The sequence below is a fragment of the Acinetobacter sp. YH12135 genome (assembly GCF_013418565.1).
GTDB classification, from domain to species: Bacteria; Pseudomonadota; Gammaproteobacteria; order Pseudomonadales; family Moraxellaceae; genus Acinetobacter; species Acinetobacter towneri.
Window position 1 is genome coordinate 105,061 of sequence record NZ_VPBU01000007.1, and the last position, 16,440, is coordinate 121,500.

Here is a 16,440-nt window from a genome sequence, read left to right on the forward strand (position 1 = left end):
GATTTCGTTTTCCTTCTGTGAACTTTTTTACAGCTTTTATCGCTTTTTTTAGAATTAACGCTACACTAGGGTTTATATCTATTTTTCCAATTATCACGACCCAATTGAGGTGGCACCCATGTCGCATTTGAATGTTGATCCACAAGAAATTGCCAAATTTGAAGCATTTGCAGCCATATGGTGGGATCAGCATTCCGAGTTCCGTCCCCTGCACATGATTAATCCACTGCGCTTAAACTGGATTGATGAGCACGCAGGCGGCTTGGCAGGCAAGAAAGTGCTAGACGTCGGCTGTGGTGGTGGTATTTTGGCAGAAAGCATGGCTCGTCGCGGTGCCAATGTGCTTGGAATTGATATGGGCGAAGCACCTTTAAACGTGGCACGCCTGCATGCAGAACAAGAAGGCGTACACAATATTGAATATCGCCAAATTCCTGTTGAGCAATTGGTAGATGAGCAAGCTGGTCAATACGATGTGGTGACTTGCATGGAAATGTTAGAGCACGTACCTGATCCGGCCTCGATTATTCAAGCCTGCCAAAAACTGGTCAAGCCGGGCGGTCATGTATTTTTCTCGACCATTAACCGCAACCCTAAATCATACCTATTTGCCATTATTGGGGCAGAATACGTGCTGCGCATGTTAGCCAAAGGCACACACGATTATCATAAATTTATTAAACCGTCTGAATTGGCACACGACATTCGCCAAGCGGGTTTAAAACTTAAAGATATGACGGGTTTACACTACAACCCACTGACTAAACGCTATTGGTTGGCACCTAATGTTGATGTGAACTACATGGTCTACACGGTCAATGAGGCAACAGAATGAAGGCGGTTTTATTTGACCTCGATGGCACCTTAATTGATACCGCTGCAGATTTTATTCGCATCATTCAAGATATGTGCCGCGATAAAGGCTGTGAGATTGTGGCAGCAGACGCCATTCGCACACAGGTATCTGAAGGTGCGCGGGCGATGGTCAAATTGGTCTATCCAGAACTTGAGGTAGATGACCCTGTATTTTTGGCCCATCGACAACGCTTTTTAGACCTGTACGGTGCAGATATTGCAGTCGAAACTGATCTGTTTGAAGGCATGTATCCACTGCTTGATGCGTTGGAACAGCGTCAAATTCCGTGGGGTATTGTCACCAATAAACCGCGCTGGCTCAGCGAAGCACTGCTCAAAGCACTGAATTTAACTGAACGCTGTGCAGTTTTGGTCTGCCCTGAAGATGTTAGCCGTACCAAGCCAGACCCAGAACCTATGTATTTGGCGGCCAAACAGATTGAAATTGCCCCAGAACATTGTATTTATGTGGGCGATCATCCACGTGATATCGATGCAGGTCGTAACGCCAATATGTATACCATTTTGGCAGCATACGGTTATTTACCCTTGCAACACAAAGATGACTTAACAGCATGGCAAGCAGATTGTATAGTGGATTCAGTGACTGAATTACATACGGTTTTAGACAAATTGGTGCTGCAAGCTGCAACGCAAAACAGCAGTGCCAATGCTTGAATCAGTCCTGTAAAGCGATGACATGAAACTCAACCCATAAGCAATAAGAAATGAACAGGAGGGATGCCCATGAAATACTCAGAATATCAACCTCGCCCCGATCTTCTCAAAGATCGTATTATCCTGATCACAGGTGCGGGTGATGGTATTGGACGAGCGGCTGCCCTCAGTTATGCGCTACACGGAGCAACCGTAGTGCTGCATGGTCGTACCTTAAATAAACTTGAAGTGATTTATGATGAAATCGAAAGTTTAGGCGCACCACAACCTGCTATTTTGCCGCTGCAGCTTTCAAGTGCTTCACCACGAGATTATGAATTACTGGTCGATACCCTAGACAAACAATTCGGACGTTTGGATGGTATTTTGCATAATGCAGGCATTTTAGGCGAACGGACTGAGTTGGCAAATTACCCTGCCGATGTTTGGGATGACGTCATGGCAGTGAATTTACGTGCGCCATTTGTACTCACTCAGGAATTATTACCACTTTTGGCAAAATCGGAACATGCTTCAGTCGTGTTTGCCAGTTCAGGTGTAGGTCGTGAAGCACGTGAACGCTGGGGTGCTTATTCGGTGTCTAAAATTGCAATTGAAGCGGTGAGCCAGTTATTTGCCAAAGAACAGGTGCATCCAAATATTCGCTACAACTGCATTAACCCGGGTGCAACCCGCACTGCCATGCGTGCCAAAGCCTATCCTGATGAAGATCCAAAAACTTTACCTACACCCGATGCCATCATGCCTGCCTATTTATATTTAATGGGCGATGACAGCTTGCACATGAATGGTCAAAGTATTGATGCACAGGATTAGTTCTGTCGTTTGATCCGAAGAAAGGAAGCGCTTGCTTCCTTTTTTATGGACTTAACCTAGCATATTGCCAATTTTTGCACATTGATTTGCGGTAAAATGGCATCGCACAAGCATTTTCAGGTTTCTATCCTGCCTATTTTTGGCAATGCAAAGCCTGATTACCATGCTTCCACATCTCAATTCAACCTCAACGATGCAGAGAGCAACATGACTGAATTAAACAACATCACCGTGACACCACTTGAAGATGGTATGGTGTCTTTACTGATTGATGGTCAGCCTATTTCTGAAAAATATGGCATGAAGTTTGAAGCCAGCATCGTAGATGACATTCAGGCACTCGACAACGGTCAGAAAATCAAACTGTTTGATCAGTTTGTATTTTCACATACCGACCTTAATTTTGAACATGCTTACCACTATGTCACAGGCATTGAAAAACTGGACGATGCCTACAAAGTGGTTAAAAACTTTGTTTATCGTATTAAAATTGAAGGGCAACCTGAAATTGAACACGTGATTAGCAAGCAAGGCGCACCAATGAGTACTGAAGATGTACGCGAATTTATCAATGCACATATTCAAAAATCATTGACCGACTACACCGATTTAAACTACGCCTATTAAGCAAAACTCATGGCAACGGTGGCAATAATCGTTTTATTGGATTGTTTTTATAAAATTATACGGTTTTCCAAATCAATATACATCACCTATGCTTGATGTATCTCCACAACAAGCATTAGGTAAATTGTGATGACTGATATTCAACGTAAAACTGCCGTGATTCAAAGTATTAAAAGCTTGCAATTAGGTCAGCATTTAATTGTGGCTTTGGATGATCGTGAAACAGCCGAATGTGTTGCCATCGCTGTGCAATCTTTACAAGGCTTAACTGAACATTGGAACTAAAGCAGACCATAGCAGTACGCTGCTATGGTGATGTCTCATCCTTTCCTTAGCACAAGAAAAATCATCCCACCCCTATTTTCTGAGCGATAGCTACTAAATTTCGTATTTTGTCGCATAATAGAATCAATACCATGCCGCATCCTGCAGAGCGTATTTAAAAAATTCATGTGCTTTCTTCACAGTTTCTCTGCATTTAATGGTTAAAGTATGAACTGTGATATCAAGATGAGAGAATGAGGGGTTTACATGAAAAAGATTTTGACAGTTCTGGCAATGTCTTTCAGTGCTTTACTAAGCAGCAATTTTGCAACTGCCGCTCCTCAATTTGATCGAGACTCAGCTGACCATCCTCGTCACCAAGCACAAAATAAACGTGAATTTCGTGCCGATGCTGAAGAGCGTATGCAAGACAAACGCCGCATGCGTGAAGAACGTGGTGTAAAACGTCTACAGCAACATAAATGGCAAACGGGTTATGTCATGCCGCAGCATTATCGTGGCAATGGTTATAAAGTCGATTATCAGGAACATAACTTGCCCCGCCCTGAACGCAAACAACAATGGTATAAAATCAACCAAGACTACATTTTGGTCGATGTCGAAAATCACCAGATTTTGCGTATCGCAGGTTTATAGACCTACTGTTGTACATACACAATATCTAAATACATAGCCCAAAGCTCACTTTGGGCTTTTTTTATAGAGCGATAGTCCGCTCAGGCTCTCCTTGTTTTCTCCATAAAATTCACAATTCACCTCAATTTCCACCATCATTTATCTTGAGTATTTGACTAATTTGGACACATCTACCCCATATTTAAAACTGAAGGTAAGTCGCATGAAAAAATTACTCAGCACCTTAGCACTGTCTTTAAGCGCAATCATGGCAACATCGGCTATGGCAGCACCCGACCATCGTTATGATGATCGTCGTCATCAAGCGAGTGCCACCTATAAACATCACGACAAGCGTTGGGACAATCCACGTCATCATGCACAGTGGGAACAAAAGCGTTATGATCAAAAACGCGTGAATCCAAGTCGTGACTGGCGTGTAGGTCAAAACCTCCCACGCGGATATGATGCGAACCGCTACAAAGTCAGTGATCATGAAGCACGTCGTTTACCCAACACAGGTCGTTATCAGCAGTGGTATAAAGTCAACGGTGACTATGTGCTGATTAATGAGTGCACCCAGCGTATTATTCGTATTATTGGCTAAAACCGTTCAGCCTGAGCTGAAAAATAGCATTTCTCCACAACACCTGAAGCACCATTCAGGTGTTTTTTTATATTTAGTCTTCCGCTGCAGAATTTTTTGATTAGAATCAAAGACAGCACTCGATCATTGAAATAGGCCAGCGCATGACTTCAGCAGAAAACCCTCACAGCACAACCTTACAATATGTGCATTGGTTTCGACATTCTGCGCCTTATATCAATGCCCATCGCAATAAAACCTTCGTGATCATGTTCGATGGCGAAGCGGTACTGCATGAAAATTTTCAGCATATTATTCACGATATTGCCCTGCTGCATTCGCTGGGAATTCGTCTGATTTTGGTCCACGGCGCACGTCCACAAATTAATCAAAATCTGAAATTCAGCCAAATTGATACACCGTTTCATTTGCAACGTCGTGTCACCACTCGTGAATCTTTATCGTGTGTCATGAATGCTGTCGGTTCAATTCGCCTGCAAATTGAAGCCTTATTGTCGATGGGGCTAGCGAACTCCCCTATGTACGGCGCACGGATTGATGTGGTGTCGGGTAACTTTATCACCGCCAAACCGTATGGCATTCGTGATGGGGTCGATTATCAACTGACTGGCGAAGTCCGCACTGTAGATGTCGATGCCATTCAACGCCATTTAGAAAATCATAATATTGTGTTGCTCGGTCCAACAGGTTATTCCACCACAGGTGAAGTGTTTAACTTGTTGGCTGAAGAAGTGGCAACTAAAACTGCCATTCAATTAAAAGCTGACAAACTGATTTTCTTAGGCGCGCAGCACGGTTTGCAGAATGCCGAAGGTCAATTGCAACGTGAAGTTCATCCGCAACATTTAAATCCATATATTGAAGATGCTCAGCGACATCATCCTGAATTGGCTTTACACTTAAATGCAGCCCAAGATGCCTCATTAAACGGCGTACATCGGGTACATCTCATTTCCTATGCCTACGATGGTGCTTTACTCGAAGAACTGTTTACCCGTGATGGTTCAGGGACGATGGTGAGTGATGCACATTATGAAGAAGTGCGTACGGCCAATATTCAGGATGTAGGCGGTTTGATTCGTTTATTACGTCCTTTAGAAGAAGAAGGCGTGTTGGTATATCGTTCACGTGAGCGTCTGGAAAATGAAATTGGACAATTTGCAGTGATTGAACGTGACGGCATGATTCTCGCCTGTGCCGCCCTGTATCCAATTCCAACCACAGCTCATGAACTCAAGTCTGCCGAAATTGCCTGTGTCGCGGTGCATCCTGCTTATCGTAAATCCAACCGTGGCCGCCAAATTTTGGATTATTTAGAAGATAAAGCCAAAGCCATGGGCATTCAGCAATTATTTATTTTAACCACTCGCACCGCACACTGGTTTCTAGAACAGGGCTTTGCTCCTGCCAGTGTCGATGATTTGCCCGATGCACGTCAGGCTTTATATAACTATCAACGCAACTCAATTGTGTGTAAAAAACGGCTCTAAGTGAGTTTTTTTGACAGGTTGAATGATACTGCACAACCAAAATCCAAACATGTTTCACGTGGAACATGCTGCCGATTAAATCAGGTCATCACACCTATACCTGTCAGCACGACAGTGTAGGGATGATCAAAATTGGCAGCATCCACACCACTGTTTAGTTTTTTTAAATAAAATTGATGCAAGGCAGGAAGAAACTTTACTTTTATCATTTATATAGAAAATTCAAAAAACTTATTCATTCAGTCAGAAAATACAAAAACAAGATACTCCCCCTCTCTAATCATACTTTTCACGGATTTAATAGCTAAACTACAGAATAAACTAAAAATATTTTAAAAATACATCTTTAAAAGATGCACAAGCCTGATGATTTGCCGTACAATTAATAATTCCCTTTTTTCATTGTTTTAAAATTACGAATGGAACAAAAAAAGAGTACACAAAAACGCTATCAGCTTCTCAATGCTGCACTCGACGTATTTTCTTTATACGGATTTAGCGGCGCGAGTTTGGACGAAATCGCACAAATTGCAGAGATGCATAAGTCGAATATTTTCTATTATTATGAAAATAAAGAAGCCTTATATGTTGAGGTACTGACTACAGTACTACAAAAATGGCTGGCACCTTTGCAAATGCTCGAAGCTGAACTCGAGCCTGATGAAGCAATTACCAATTATCTGCTGCAGAAAATTGAGGTTTCACGTACTCAACCGAAAGCATCACGTCTATTTGCATTAGAAGTGATTCAAGGTGCGCCACATATTCAGGAAATTTTAAAAGGCCCTCTGAAAAAACTGGTCAAACGCAAAGCCAAAGTCATTACCATGTGGCAAGAGCAAGGCAAACTGTCTAAACAGATTGATCCTGAATTGCTGATTTTGAATATTTGGGCGATTACCCAAAACTATGCCGACTTTGCAACGCAAATGGAAATGGTGACAGGTAAAACCCTGCGTAACCGCAGTATGTTGCAACGTGTCTTGCAACATACGGTTCACATGATGCTCTACGGTATTATGCCGCGTCAGGACGAAGTGGATGCACCTCAAGCCGCTGTGGTCACTGCCACACCTGAACAAGAATCAGAAGACTAATTGCACAGCACTAACTAAGATACGCACTTTTACTCACGACCCTAGTTAAAACTAGGGTCGTGGTGTTTTGGTAACGATATTATTTAAGACCCTGATACAAAGACAATAGTTTTTGTGCACCCAACAACAAGTTTTCTTCCCAATCTAAATGCGCTGTATCATTGGCACCATCGGTAATATATTTCACCGACAGCATCCGCACCCCTAATTTTTTACAGACTTTGGCAATCGCATAGCCTTCCATATCGACCAGCTGACACGGCACTTTCGGTGTTCCCGTTTCAAAACTATCGCCTGTACCGCAAATTCCGTTAGGTAAATGCTCAAAATAGCGTTCCAGCTCAATTTCTGCAGGATGCTCCTGATCCATAGGCGTCACCCCCACCTGAAAACCCAACGGTGAAACATCCATATCTCGCTGTACAAACTGACTCACTTCCACCAAAGCATGCGCATCAAAATGGGAGCTGCCCGCAGTGCCTAAATTGAGCAAGGTTTTACAGCCTGTTTTCTGAATCACTTCAAAGGCTTTAAATGCGGCATTCACTTTACCAATGCCACTGTAATGCACCTGAATCCCAGCTTGCTCAAACAAGCCTTTAGACTCACTGGGCAATGCCATAATTAAAGCAAAATCAGAATTCATAGCCATCTACTCGTGCAGTTCATTAAAACCGCCCCATTAGAAAAGAAATTTGAATGCGGTGCAAACCCGATTGCGATTTGCAGATTAAATTGTCGGATTTTGCCTGATTTTTCGATAATTTTTCAGGTTAAAAACACAACAACAAGACGAAAGCGCGAGAATATGGCAATATATAGCTCTTACAAATTTTCAACTTTCATTCGACCATGCAGCTGCTCCGCCTGAATGCTTTATCTTCTACCACCGACTTAGCTCAAACTGCCGTGACCATTGGCAATTTTGATGGCGTGCATGTCGGTCATCAGGCGATGATTCAACAACTCAAAGCAGTGGCTGCCGCACAACAACTAAAAACGGTGGTGATGCTATTTGAACCACAACCACTGGAATTTTTTAAAGGTTATGATGCCCCGCCACGTATCAGTTCTTTGCGGGAAAAAGTCGAATATCTGACTGAATTGGGCATCGACTATATTGCCGTGGCCAAGTTTGACAATCACTTCCGTAGTTTAAATGCTGAAGCCTTTGCCCACCTTTTAAAAAATAGCTTAAATGCCACACATTTAGTTTTGGGTGATGATTTTCATTTTGGCAAAAACCGTCAAGGCAACAGTGACTTTTTACGTAACTTTGGTTTTCAAGTTACCAATTTAAGCACTGTAAATTTATCGGGTGAACGGGTCAGCTCCACACGTATTCGCCAAACCCTACAAGCAGGTGACTTGGCTCTCGCTGCACAACTGCTCGGACGTCCTTATAGTATTACCGGACGCGTACAATATGGCGATCAAATTGGTCGTACCCTAGATTTCCCCACCATTAACGTACGTTTAAACCGTCATCGTCCTTGTTTAAACGGTATTTATGGCGTTGAAGTGGTCTGCGAAACCACCTCCTTAACCGACACAGTCAGCAATGCACATCCTAGCAAAACAGGTGTTGCAGGCTACAGCCCAAACAGTTTATTTGGTGCAGGGCATGTCGGAACTCGTCCTGCCATCAAGCAAGAACATCCCGAATGGCGATTAGAAGTACATTTCCCCAATGTTTCTGCTAATCTGTATGGCTTGTTAATGCGGGTCACGTTTTTAAACTATTTACATGGCGAAAAAAACTACCCTTCGCTTGAAGCACTTAAAGCGGGAATTGATGATGATGTTGAAAAACTTCTTGAATTTCGACAAGATCATCCAAATTTCCCTTTTTAATTTTACCCTGAATATTTAATGTAAAACGCGTCAGTCCATGGGCTGATTCAACTGGAAGACAACTTGCATGAGCGATAAGCAAACTCCTGAAAATGCAGTGGATTATAAAGCCACGCTAAACCTCCCAGGTACTGAATTTGCAATGAAAGCAAATCTGGCAGTACGTGAAGCGAAATGGTTAGAAGAGTGGTATGCCGACAACATTTATCAGCAGATTCGTGCATCGCGTATTGGCAAGAAAAAATATGTGCTTCACGATGGCCCTCCATACGCCAATGGTCAAATTCACTTAGGTCATGCGGTCAATAAAGTCCTAAAAGACATCATTATTAAAAGCCGTGTCATGGATGGCTATGACGCACCTTATGTTCCAGGTTGGGACTGCCACGGTCTACCAATTGAGCTCAAAGTAGAAGAAAAAGTCGGTAAAGTTGGCGTTAAAGTTGATGCCTCAACTTTCCGTAAAGCCTGCCGTGAATATGCTTACACACAAGTTGAATTACAGAAAAAAGACTTCGTGCGTATGGGCGTATTTGGTGATTGGGATAACCCTTACCTCACCATGAATTTCAAGCAAGAAGCCGACATCGTACGTTCACTCGGTGCGATTGCTAAAGCAGGCCATATCGAACCTGGTCTAAAACCTGTGAATTGGTGTCTAGATTGTGGTTCTGCACTGGCAGAAGCCGAAGTTGAATATGAAGATAAAAAATCCGATGCAATTGATGTCGGTTTTGCTGTGGTCGATTTAGCCGATTTATCTGCACGTTTGGATGTGCAAGTGAATGATGCCACTGACATCGTCATTTGGACGACTACACCGTGGACTTTACCTGCGAACCAAGCCGTTGCATTACATGCCGAAATTGAATACCAATTGGTGAAGGCACGTGCCGATGAAAAAGCACCACAAAACTTTATTTTGGCCAAAGAATTGGTACTGTCAGCAACTGAACGCTATGGCTTTAGCAGCTATGAAGTATTGGCTGACTTCACAGGTGACAAACTCGAAAACCTGATCTTACAACATCCACTGATTCAAGCACGCCAAGTACCTGTGATTTTAGGTGAACACGTGACCGCAACAAGCGGTACAGGTGCAGTACATACCGCGCCTGGACATGGTGTGGACGACTATAAAGTTGGCTTACAATACAACCTAAAAGTTGACAATCCTGTCGGTGGCAATGGCGTATATTTACCTACTGCACCAATCTTTGCAGGCGAACACATCTACAAAGCCAATCCACAAATTATTACGACTTTGGCAGAAAACAATAAGCTGTGGGCACATCACCCAATCAAACACAGCTATCCGCACTGCTGGCGTCATAAAACTCCAATTATTTTCCGCGCGACACCACAATGGTTTATCAGCATGGATGCCAAAGGTTTACGTCAAGGCGCACTGAATGCGATTGAAAATGACATCAGCTTTGTACCTGATTGGGGTAAAAACCGTATCCAAGCGATGATTGAAGGTCGCCCAGACTGGTGTATTTCACGTCAACGTACTTGGGGCGTGCCAATTCCATTCTTTGTACATAAAGACACCAACGAATTGCACCCACGCACACCTGAATTGATCGAAGAAGTTGCGAAACTGATCGAACAAGAAGGGATTGATGGCTGGTACAACCGTGAAGCCAAAGACTTCATTGGCGAGGATGCCGAGCACTACAATGCAGTACGCGACACCTTAGACGTTTGGTTCGACTCAGGTACGACGCATTATGCAGTTCTACGTGAGCGTGAAGAGTTACAAGACCCAGCCGATTTATATCTTGAAGGTTCAGACCAACACCGTGGCTGGTTCCAGTCTTCATTGCTCACCTCAATTGCGATCAATGAACGCGCACCATACAAAGGCTTGTTAACCCACGGCTTTGTAGTGGATGAAAAAGGTCGCAAAATGTCGAAATCGTTGGGTAACATCATTACTCCACAAGACATTATTAAAGACATGGGTGCAGACGGCTTACGCTTCTGGATTGCATCGGCAGATTACCGCTATGAAATGACCGCAGGTAAGGAAATCTTTAGCCGTGCCTCTGACGGTTATCGTCGTATCCGTAATACTTTGCGTTTCTTGTTGGCTAACTTAAATGGTTTCAAACCCGCTACAGATGCTCTGCCTGTAGATCAGTTGATTGCACTGGATCAATACATCCTGCAACGTGCCGCAGAAGTACAGAAAACCATTCAGCAAGCCTATGAAGATATGAACTTCCATATCGTAACCAGTGCGCTGACCAACTTCTGTATTAATGACTTGGGTGGTTTCTACCTCGATATCATCAAAGACCGTCAGTACACCACCAAAGCAGACTCGCAAGCACGTCATTCTGCACAAACTGCTTTGTATCACTTGGTTCAGGCTTTCGTTCGTTGGATGGCGCCAATCTTAAGCTTTACTGCACAAGAAGCATGGCCGCTAATTCCTGAGCAATCAGAAAAATATGTCTTCACTGCAGAATGGTATGACATTCCAGTGGCTTCTGAAGCTAACATCTTGGCAGAAGCGGAATGGCAAACCCTGATTGCAGTGAAATCTGCCGTCAATAAATTCATTGAAGCAGCACGTACCGCCAAAACAGTCGGTTCCAACTTATCTGCTAAAGTTGAACTTTGGGCGAATGACGAACTCAAAGCCGTATTGGATAAACTAGGCGATGAGCTGCGTTTTGTTCTGATTACTTCACAAGTGATTGTGAATAGCTTTGATGCTGCACAAGGCGAAGCCTCTGATTTAGATGGCTTGAACGTGAAAGTTTCTGCAGCAGATGGCGAAAAATGCGTACGTTGCTGGCATGTACTCCCTGATGTGAATACACATTCTGCACATCCAGGTTTGTGCTCACGTTGTATTATCAACCTTCCAACAGGTCAAGGCGAAGAGAGAAAATATGCCTAATCCACAACACAAAAAGGGCTTATTCCAGTTCTATCCACATAATTTATGGTGGGTGGGCTTGTCCATTGTCGCGATTATTCTCGACCAATGGACCAAATGGATTGCAGTATCGCATCTGAATTACGCAGATCCAGTGCCTGTATTGCCCTTTTTGAATTGGACTTTACTGCATAACTATGGCGCTGCCTTTAGTTTCTTGTCCGATGCAGGTGGATGGCAACGTTATTTCTTTACCTCACTGGCAGGTTTAGTGTCTGTAATTTTTGTATTTTGGCTAATGCGTATGCCAAAAAATGTCATCGTACTGCCTTTGGCGATTGCCTTGATTTTAGGCGGTGCGATTGGGAATTTAATTGATCGGGTCAGTCTTGGCTACGTGGTCGATTTTATTCACGTGTACTACAACAACAGCCACTTCCCTGCCTTTAATATTGCAGACAGTGCCATCACACTTGGCACCATTCTGCTGTTAATTGATACGTTTTTCCTAGAAAAGCACCGAATTGAACGAGCGCAGGCGCAACATGACTGAAATTATTAATCCAAATGATGAAACTCGTATTGAAGATGGCTCAAAAGTCGAATTGCACTTTTCTGTCGCCATTGAAAATGGTGTAGAAATTGACAACACCCGTAGCCGCGCTGAACCTGTAAGTTTGGTCATGGGCGATGGCAGCCTATTACCTGGTTTTGAAAAGTCATTATTTGGTTTACGTGCAGGTGACCGTCGTACCGTGAGTCTTCCACCTGAAGAAGCATTTGGTCCATGGAATCCTGAAAACGTACAAACTTTTGATACGGTTAAATTTGAGCAACATCCAGTTGAAGGACACATGATTGAATTTGAAGATAAAGCCAAACAAAGCCTCTATGGCGTGGTGAAATCTGTCAACGATGATGTGACTGAAGTAGACTTTAACCACCCTTTAGCGGGTAAAAATATTACCTTTGAAGTTGAAATCTTTAGAGTGACCCCAGCAGGACAACAAGGTATTAAGTTGATGTAATCAATTTGCATACTTACTGCATCTTTCTGCTGTTCAAATCTCCCAAGTACAAGAAAATGAATTTGGGAGATTTTTTATTGAATAAGATAATTATTAAATATAATCAAATACTTAAAATTAAATAAATCCAGTTTATTGATCTATATTTTACCGATATATCGTTGTACGTTTTAGCTTACATGCACTGCAGAAAATTGACGCTAGGCAAAGATCAGCTTTCATTTTATATTTAACACATACAGAAACAGGATGTTTCTAAAAGCAAGAATAACAATAATAAATAATATAACGGCAGGACGCTGAAAGGTATAACAGGAGTAATACCTAAACATAAATCTGAAAAAGCCCCGACATGATGTTGGGGCTTTTTTCTATTTGTTTTTTGTCCTACTTTGAAATAAGTTTAGACCTGAAGAAATTTATTTTATGGAGCCACCAATTTAAGCAATCTGGCAGATTGACCATCTTCAATCACCCAAATATTGCCATCCTGTGCTTGAAGTACGCCACGAATCCGCTGACCCATCTCGATACGCTGTAACTCCCGAACAGGCTGTGCTTGCGTATCCACCACAATAATTGCTTTTGAAGATAAACCACCAAGAATCGCTTTATGCTTCCAATGTGGGAATACATCTCCCGTATAAAACATCAAACTTGAGGGAGAGATGACTGGCGTCCAATCCAGAACAGGGGCTGTAAATTCAGGACGAGTTGCATGGTCTGGAATGGGCAACCCATTATAATGATCACCATTCGACACCAATGGATAGCCATAGTTTTCGCCCTTGACAATCAAATTCAACTCATCACCCCCTTTAGGTCCCATTTCTGCAACCCAAAGCTGCCCTGTAGAATCGAATGCCATGCCTAAAGGGTTGCGATGCCCCAAACTCCAGACTTGCTTGGCAATCTCTCCATGTGTTTGAAATGGATTGTCTAAAGGTGTTGTACCATCTGTATTTAAACGTAAAATTTTACCTAAATTAGATTTTAAATCCTGAGCAGGTTCAAACTTTTGTCGCTCACCAGAACTTATCCATAATTTGCCATCTGCCCCAAACTTTATACGATGCGCATAATGTCCTTGTCCCGATACTTTCGGCACTTGCTGCCAGATTCTTTGAGTTTCGGTGAGTTTTGGCGTGGGTTTAGCATCTAATACAAGCTTGCCCCGAATCACGACTGCACCGTAACCACCCGTACCCACTTCGGCATAACTTAAATAAATCTGCTGATTCTGTTGAAATTCAGGATCTAAAATGACATCACCCAAACCACCTTGTCCGCCATAGGCGACTTCAGGGATAGCTTGAACATCTAAGCTTTGACCTGTTTTTGGATCAAAAAGTTTTAATTTCCCCGCTTTTTCTGTAATTAATAGGCGTCCATCGGGTAATTCTGCCAATGCCCACGGCTCATTAAAATCTGCAATTGGCTGTATTTGATAGCGTTGTAAATTTTGTGCAGAAGTTGATTTTGACTCTAAAGCAGCCGTGTTCTGTTTCGGCTCAACTTGCGCATTACACCCTGTAGTTAAACCCAATACAACTAGACATATAAATCCATAGTATTGCCGATTTATCTTGAGCATCCTAATTGCTCCTCTATTCATTCAATCTTTGCTTGTGCTAATCAAGACATCATAATCAATGAAATGTACCTCGTGCACAGTAGAAATGTAGCGATACACACTTTCTTACTTAAATCTTCTACAAAGTGAATAGGCAAAAAATTAAGGAGCAATGCTCCTTAATTTCAAAGTCCCAAAACACTAACGATCAATTAACTATAAGATCGGCTGGCTTTTTTAACCACGCTTGGCTCACTCACCACCTGTGATGTACTTTGTAAACGAATCAGTGCTACTGCAATTGCACCAATCACTGCAGGAATCGCCACCGCCAAAAAGTTCATTTTATGTGGTAAATCCATGCCCAAAAGTACGCCAATAATAATAGGGCCTACAATCGCACCGACACGCCCCACTGCAGAAGCACAGCCGATACCTGTAGAACGAATCGTAAGTGGATAATACTGAGCAACAAAGCTATACAATAAAATACTGCTGCCAATGGCAGAAGCACCTGCTAAGCCCACCAATAAATAAATCACAGGCTGTGGTGAGTTAAAGCCTAGACCCACTAGAGAGAATGCGCCCAATAAAAACATGCCAATAATCACAGGTTTTAAGTGGAAACGGTCTGCTAAAATCCCGCCACTGATGGTTCCTATCACAGCACCAATGTTCATCGCCATTAAGAACATTAAACTGTTACCCAGCGAATAACCTGCTGCCATCATCAGTTTTGGCAACCAACTGCCCAAAGCATAAACCATCAACAAACACATAAAGAAGCAGCACCAAAACAGCAAAGTACTCATGCCACGGTTATTTTTAAATAAGGCTGCAATTGAGGCATCTGCGGTTTGTACTTCATTTAATACAAATTGTGTTTGTGGGCTGATATTTTCTTGTGGGCTAATTTGCTGGACGATGTGACGCGCTTTTTCATGTTGCTGTTTTTTCACCAAAAAAGTTAAAGATTCTGGTAAGAAAAACCACAATAAAGGCAAAATAAGTAACGGTAATCCCGCAATATAGAACATCACTTCCCAGCCAAAGCTAGGCGTCAACCATGCACCAAGTAAGGCTGCCATAATGCCGCCCACGGCATAGCCGCTGAACATGGTGGTAACTAAGGTACTACGCATTTTTTGTGGTGCATATTCAGAGGTTAAAGCCACGAGGTTAGGCAATACCCCGCCAATCCCTAAACCTGCAATAAAACGTAAAATACCAAACTCTGTTGGGTTGGATGCAAAGCCGCCCCAAAAAGTAAAGCCACTAAATAACGTCACACAAATTAATATGACATTTTTACGGCCAATTTTGTCTGCCAACATGCCAAACAGCATGGCGCCAAACATCATGCCTGCCAGTGCCGTACTCGCAAGCATACCTGCCTGTACAGCCGTCATATTCCATTCTTGCATCAGTAGTGGTAAAGCCACACCGTTAATCGCCAAATCATAACCGTCAAAAATAACGACAAATACGCACCAAAGTACAATTTTTAAATGAAAAGGTTTAAACTTTGCTTGATCCACTACAGCATTCACATTCATTGTTGTTGCTGTCATTTTTCCCTCACCTCCAATTGTGAGCTTTTTATTTTATAAAAAATGAATGGTTATTCACTTTTGTATATAAAATGAATCAATATTCACTTTTTGTCTACAGCAAAAACTTAACTCTGGTTAATTTTCTTAAAAACCTAGACTAAAGTTGTAGATAAATTCGACCAAATAGACTTGCAGTAATTTATGATATTTTGATATATGCTATATTTTTCACATAATTTATTATTGTAAATATATTGTTTTAAACTTCTTTCTTCTACTTTTCTTCTTAATATTTTCTTCCCCTCATAAAAAAACACCCTCAACGCTAGTTGAGGGTGTTTAGAATAATGAGCTGGCGATGACTTACTCTCACATGGGTAACCCCACACTACCATCAGCGCGAAGAGGTTTCACTTCTGAGTTCGGGAAGGGATCAGGTGGTTCACTCTTGCTATGGTCGCCAGCACAA

The 16,440-nt window shown here is 42.4% G+C and carries 16 protein-coding genes and 1 rRNA gene; 13 read left to right on the plus strand and 4 right to left on the minus strand.

The annotated features are described in order from the left end of the window. Positions 1 to 118 precede the first annotated feature (118 nt). From ubiG to FTU70_RS05985, 9 genes are all read left to right on the plus strand, one after another. Positions 119 to 835: a bifunctional 2-polyprenyl-6-hydroxyphenol methylase/3-demethylubiquinol 3-O-methyltransferase UbiG gene (gene ubiG / locus FTU70_RS05945; RefSeq protein ID WP_004974063.1), complete on the plus strand. Its 717-nt coding sequence runs from the start codon at positions 119 to 121 to the stop codon at positions 833 to 835. Further along, positions 832 to 1,533, plus strand: coding sequence for an HAD family hydrolase (locus FTU70_RS05950; RefSeq protein ID WP_004974060.1), 702 nt, complete (start codon positions 832 to 834; stop codon positions 1,531 to 1,533). Before ubiG ends, FTU70_RS05950 begins: the two co-directional genes overlap by 4 nt. Before the next feature lie 69 nt (positions 1,534 to 1,602). Continuing rightward, entirely contained in the window at positions 1,603 to 2,349 is a 747-nt protein-coding gene (locus FTU70_RS05955; protein WP_004974058.1) for a YciK family oxidoreductase, read from the plus strand. A 207-nt stretch (positions 2,350 to 2,556) separates the two neighbouring features. Further along, entirely contained in the window at positions 2,557 to 2,976 is a 420-nt protein-coding gene (locus FTU70_RS05960; RefSeq protein WP_004974057.1) for a hypothetical protein, read from the plus strand. 129 nt (positions 2,977 to 3,105) lie between these two features. Continuing rightward, on the plus strand, positions 3,106 to 3,261 hold the full coding sequence (locus FTU70_RS05965; protein ID WP_179990216.1) for a hypothetical protein: 156 nt from the start codon (positions 3,106 to 3,108) through the stop codon (positions 3,259 to 3,261). A gap of 246 nt (positions 3,262 to 3,507) precedes the next feature. Next, entirely contained in the window at positions 3,508 to 3,897 is a 390-nt protein-coding gene (locus FTU70_RS05970; RefSeq protein WP_004974052.1) for an RcnB family protein, read from the plus strand. A 202-nt stretch (positions 3,898 to 4,099) separates the two neighbouring features. Further along, positions 4,100 to 4,483 carry an RcnB family protein gene (locus FTU70_RS05975; RefSeq protein ID WP_180060295.1) on the plus strand — a complete coding sequence of 128 codons (384 nt, stop codon included), beginning with the start codon at positions 4,100 to 4,102 and terminating at the stop codon, positions 4,481 to 4,483. 143 nt (positions 4,484 to 4,626) lie between these two features. Beyond that, positions 4,627 to 5,973: an amino-acid N-acetyltransferase gene (argA, locus tag FTU70_RS05980; RefSeq protein ID WP_180060297.1), complete on the plus strand. Its 1,347-nt coding sequence runs from the start codon at positions 4,627 to 4,629 to the stop codon at positions 5,971 to 5,973. Positions 5,974 to 6,392: 419 nt separating this feature from the next. Next, positions 6,393 to 7,070, plus strand: a complete 678-nt coding sequence (locus tag FTU70_RS05985; RefSeq protein WP_180060299.1) for a TetR/AcrR family transcriptional regulator — start codon at positions 6,393 to 6,395, stop codon at positions 7,068 to 7,070. 79 nt (positions 7,071 to 7,149) lie between these two features. Here the strand turns inward: FTU70_RS05985 and FTU70_RS05990 are convergent, their stop codons facing one another. Next, positions 7,150 to 7,716, minus strand: a complete 567-nt coding sequence (locus FTU70_RS05990) for a 5'-methylthioadenosine/S-adenosylhomocysteine nucleosidase (protein WP_167846491.1) — start codon at positions 7,714 to 7,716, stop codon at positions 7,150 to 7,152. 206 nt (positions 7,717 to 7,922) lie between these two features. Here FTU70_RS05990 and ribF point away from each other — a divergent pair, with 206 nt between their 5' ends. The 4 genes from ribF (at position 7,923) to FTU70_RS06010 (ending at position 12,845) form a co-directional block, all read left to right on the plus strand. Further along, positions 7,923 to 8,924, plus strand: coding sequence for a riboflavin biosynthesis protein RibF (gene ribF, locus FTU70_RS05995; RefSeq protein ID WP_131261250.1), 1,002 nt, complete (start codon positions 7,923 to 7,925; stop codon positions 8,922 to 8,924). A gap of 67 nt (positions 8,925 to 8,991) precedes the next feature. Further along, positions 8,992 to 11,838 carry an isoleucine--tRNA ligase gene (gene ileS / locus FTU70_RS06000; protein WP_180060301.1) on the plus strand — a complete coding sequence of 949 codons (2,847 nt, stop codon included), beginning with the start codon at positions 8,992 to 8,994 and terminating at the stop codon, positions 11,836 to 11,838. Further along, positions 11,831 to 12,370, plus strand: coding sequence for a signal peptidase II (gene lspA / locus FTU70_RS06005; RefSeq protein ID WP_004974039.1), 540 nt, complete (start codon positions 11,831 to 11,833; stop codon positions 12,368 to 12,370). The genes ileS and lspA overlap by 8 nt, the downstream gene beginning before the upstream one ends. Further along, positions 12,363 to 12,845 carry a peptidylprolyl isomerase gene (locus FTU70_RS06010; protein WP_004974037.1) on the plus strand — a complete coding sequence of 161 codons (483 nt, stop codon included), beginning with the start codon at positions 12,363 to 12,365 and terminating at the stop codon, positions 12,843 to 12,845. The genes lspA and FTU70_RS06010 overlap by 8 nt, the downstream gene beginning before the upstream one ends. A gap of 424 nt (positions 12,846 to 13,269) precedes the next feature. On the opposite strand, the gene FTU70_RS06015 is transcribed toward FTU70_RS06010, so the two are convergent. From FTU70_RS06015 to rrf, 3 genes are all read right to left on the minus strand, one after another. After that, positions 13,270 to 14,439, minus strand: a complete 1,170-nt coding sequence (locus FTU70_RS06015) for a PQQ-dependent sugar dehydrogenase (protein ID WP_167846427.1) — start codon at positions 14,437 to 14,439, stop codon at positions 13,270 to 13,272. Between the two features lie 191 nt (positions 14,440 to 14,630). Continuing rightward, positions 14,631 to 15,989, minus strand: a complete 1,359-nt coding sequence (locus FTU70_RS06020; RefSeq protein ID WP_004974034.1) for an MFS transporter — start codon at positions 15,987 to 15,989, stop codon at positions 14,631 to 14,633. A 332-nt stretch (positions 15,990 to 16,321) separates the two neighbouring features. Continuing rightward, positions 16,322 to 16,436 (minus strand): 5S ribosomal RNA (rrf, locus tag FTU70_RS06025). Between the last annotated feature and the right edge of the window lie 4 nt (positions 16,437 to 16,440).

Bases quoted from the DNA above. Each gene is read 5' to 3' on its own strand.
- FTU70_RS05990 (WP_167846491.1), bottom strand. From the start codon at position 7,716: ATGAATTCTGATTTTGCTTTAATTATGGCATTGCCCAGTGAGTCTAAA.
- ubiG (WP_004974063.1), top strand. From the start codon at position 119: ATGTCGCATTTGAATGTTGATCCACAAGAAATTGCCAAATTTGAAGCA.
- FTU70_RS06010 (WP_004974037.1), top strand. From the start codon at position 12,363: ATGACTGAAATTATTAATCCAAATGATGAAACTCGTATTGAAGATGGC.
- ribF (WP_131261250.1), top strand. From the start codon at position 7,923: ATGCAGCTGCTCCGCCTGAATGCTTTATCTTCTACCACCGACTTAGCT.
- FTU70_RS05965 (WP_179990216.1), top strand. From the start codon at position 3,106: ATGACTGATATTCAACGTAAAACTGCCGTGATTCAAAGTATTAAAAGC.
- FTU70_RS05950 (WP_004974060.1), top strand. From the start codon at position 832: ATGAAGGCGGTTTTATTTGACCTCGATGGCACCTTAATTGATACCGCT.
- FTU70_RS05970 (WP_004974052.1), top strand. From the start codon at position 3,508: ATGAAAAAGATTTTGACAGTTCTGGCAATGTCTTTCAGTGCTTTACTA.
- lspA (WP_004974039.1), top strand. From the start codon at position 11,831: ATGCCTAATCCACAACACAAAAAGGGCTTATTCCAGTTCTATCCACAT.
- FTU70_RS06020 (WP_004974034.1), bottom strand. From the start codon at position 15,989: ATGACAGCAACAACAATGAATGTGAATGCTGTAGTGGATCAAGCAAAG.
- FTU70_RS05955 (WP_004974058.1), top strand. From the start codon at position 1,603: ATGAAATACTCAGAATATCAACCTCGCCCCGATCTTCTCAAAGATCGT.
- FTU70_RS05985 (WP_180060299.1), top strand. From the start codon at position 6,393: ATGGAACAAAAAAAGAGTACACAAAAACGCTATCAGCTTCTCAATGCT.
- FTU70_RS05975 (WP_180060295.1), top strand. From the start codon at position 4,100: ATGAAAAAATTACTCAGCACCTTAGCACTGTCTTTAAGCGCAATCATG.
- ileS (WP_180060301.1), top strand. From the start codon at position 8,992: ATGAGCGATAAGCAAACTCCTGAAAATGCAGTGGATTATAAAGCCACG.
- FTU70_RS06015 (WP_167846427.1), bottom strand. From the start codon at position 14,439: ATGCTCAAGATAAATCGGCAATACTATGGATTTATATGTCTAGTTGTA.
- FTU70_RS05960 (WP_004974057.1), top strand. From the start codon at position 2,557: ATGACTGAATTAAACAACATCACCGTGACACCACTTGAAGATGGTATG.
- argA (WP_180060297.1), top strand. From the start codon at position 4,627: ATGACTTCAGCAGAAAACCCTCACAGCACAACCTTACAATATGTGCAT.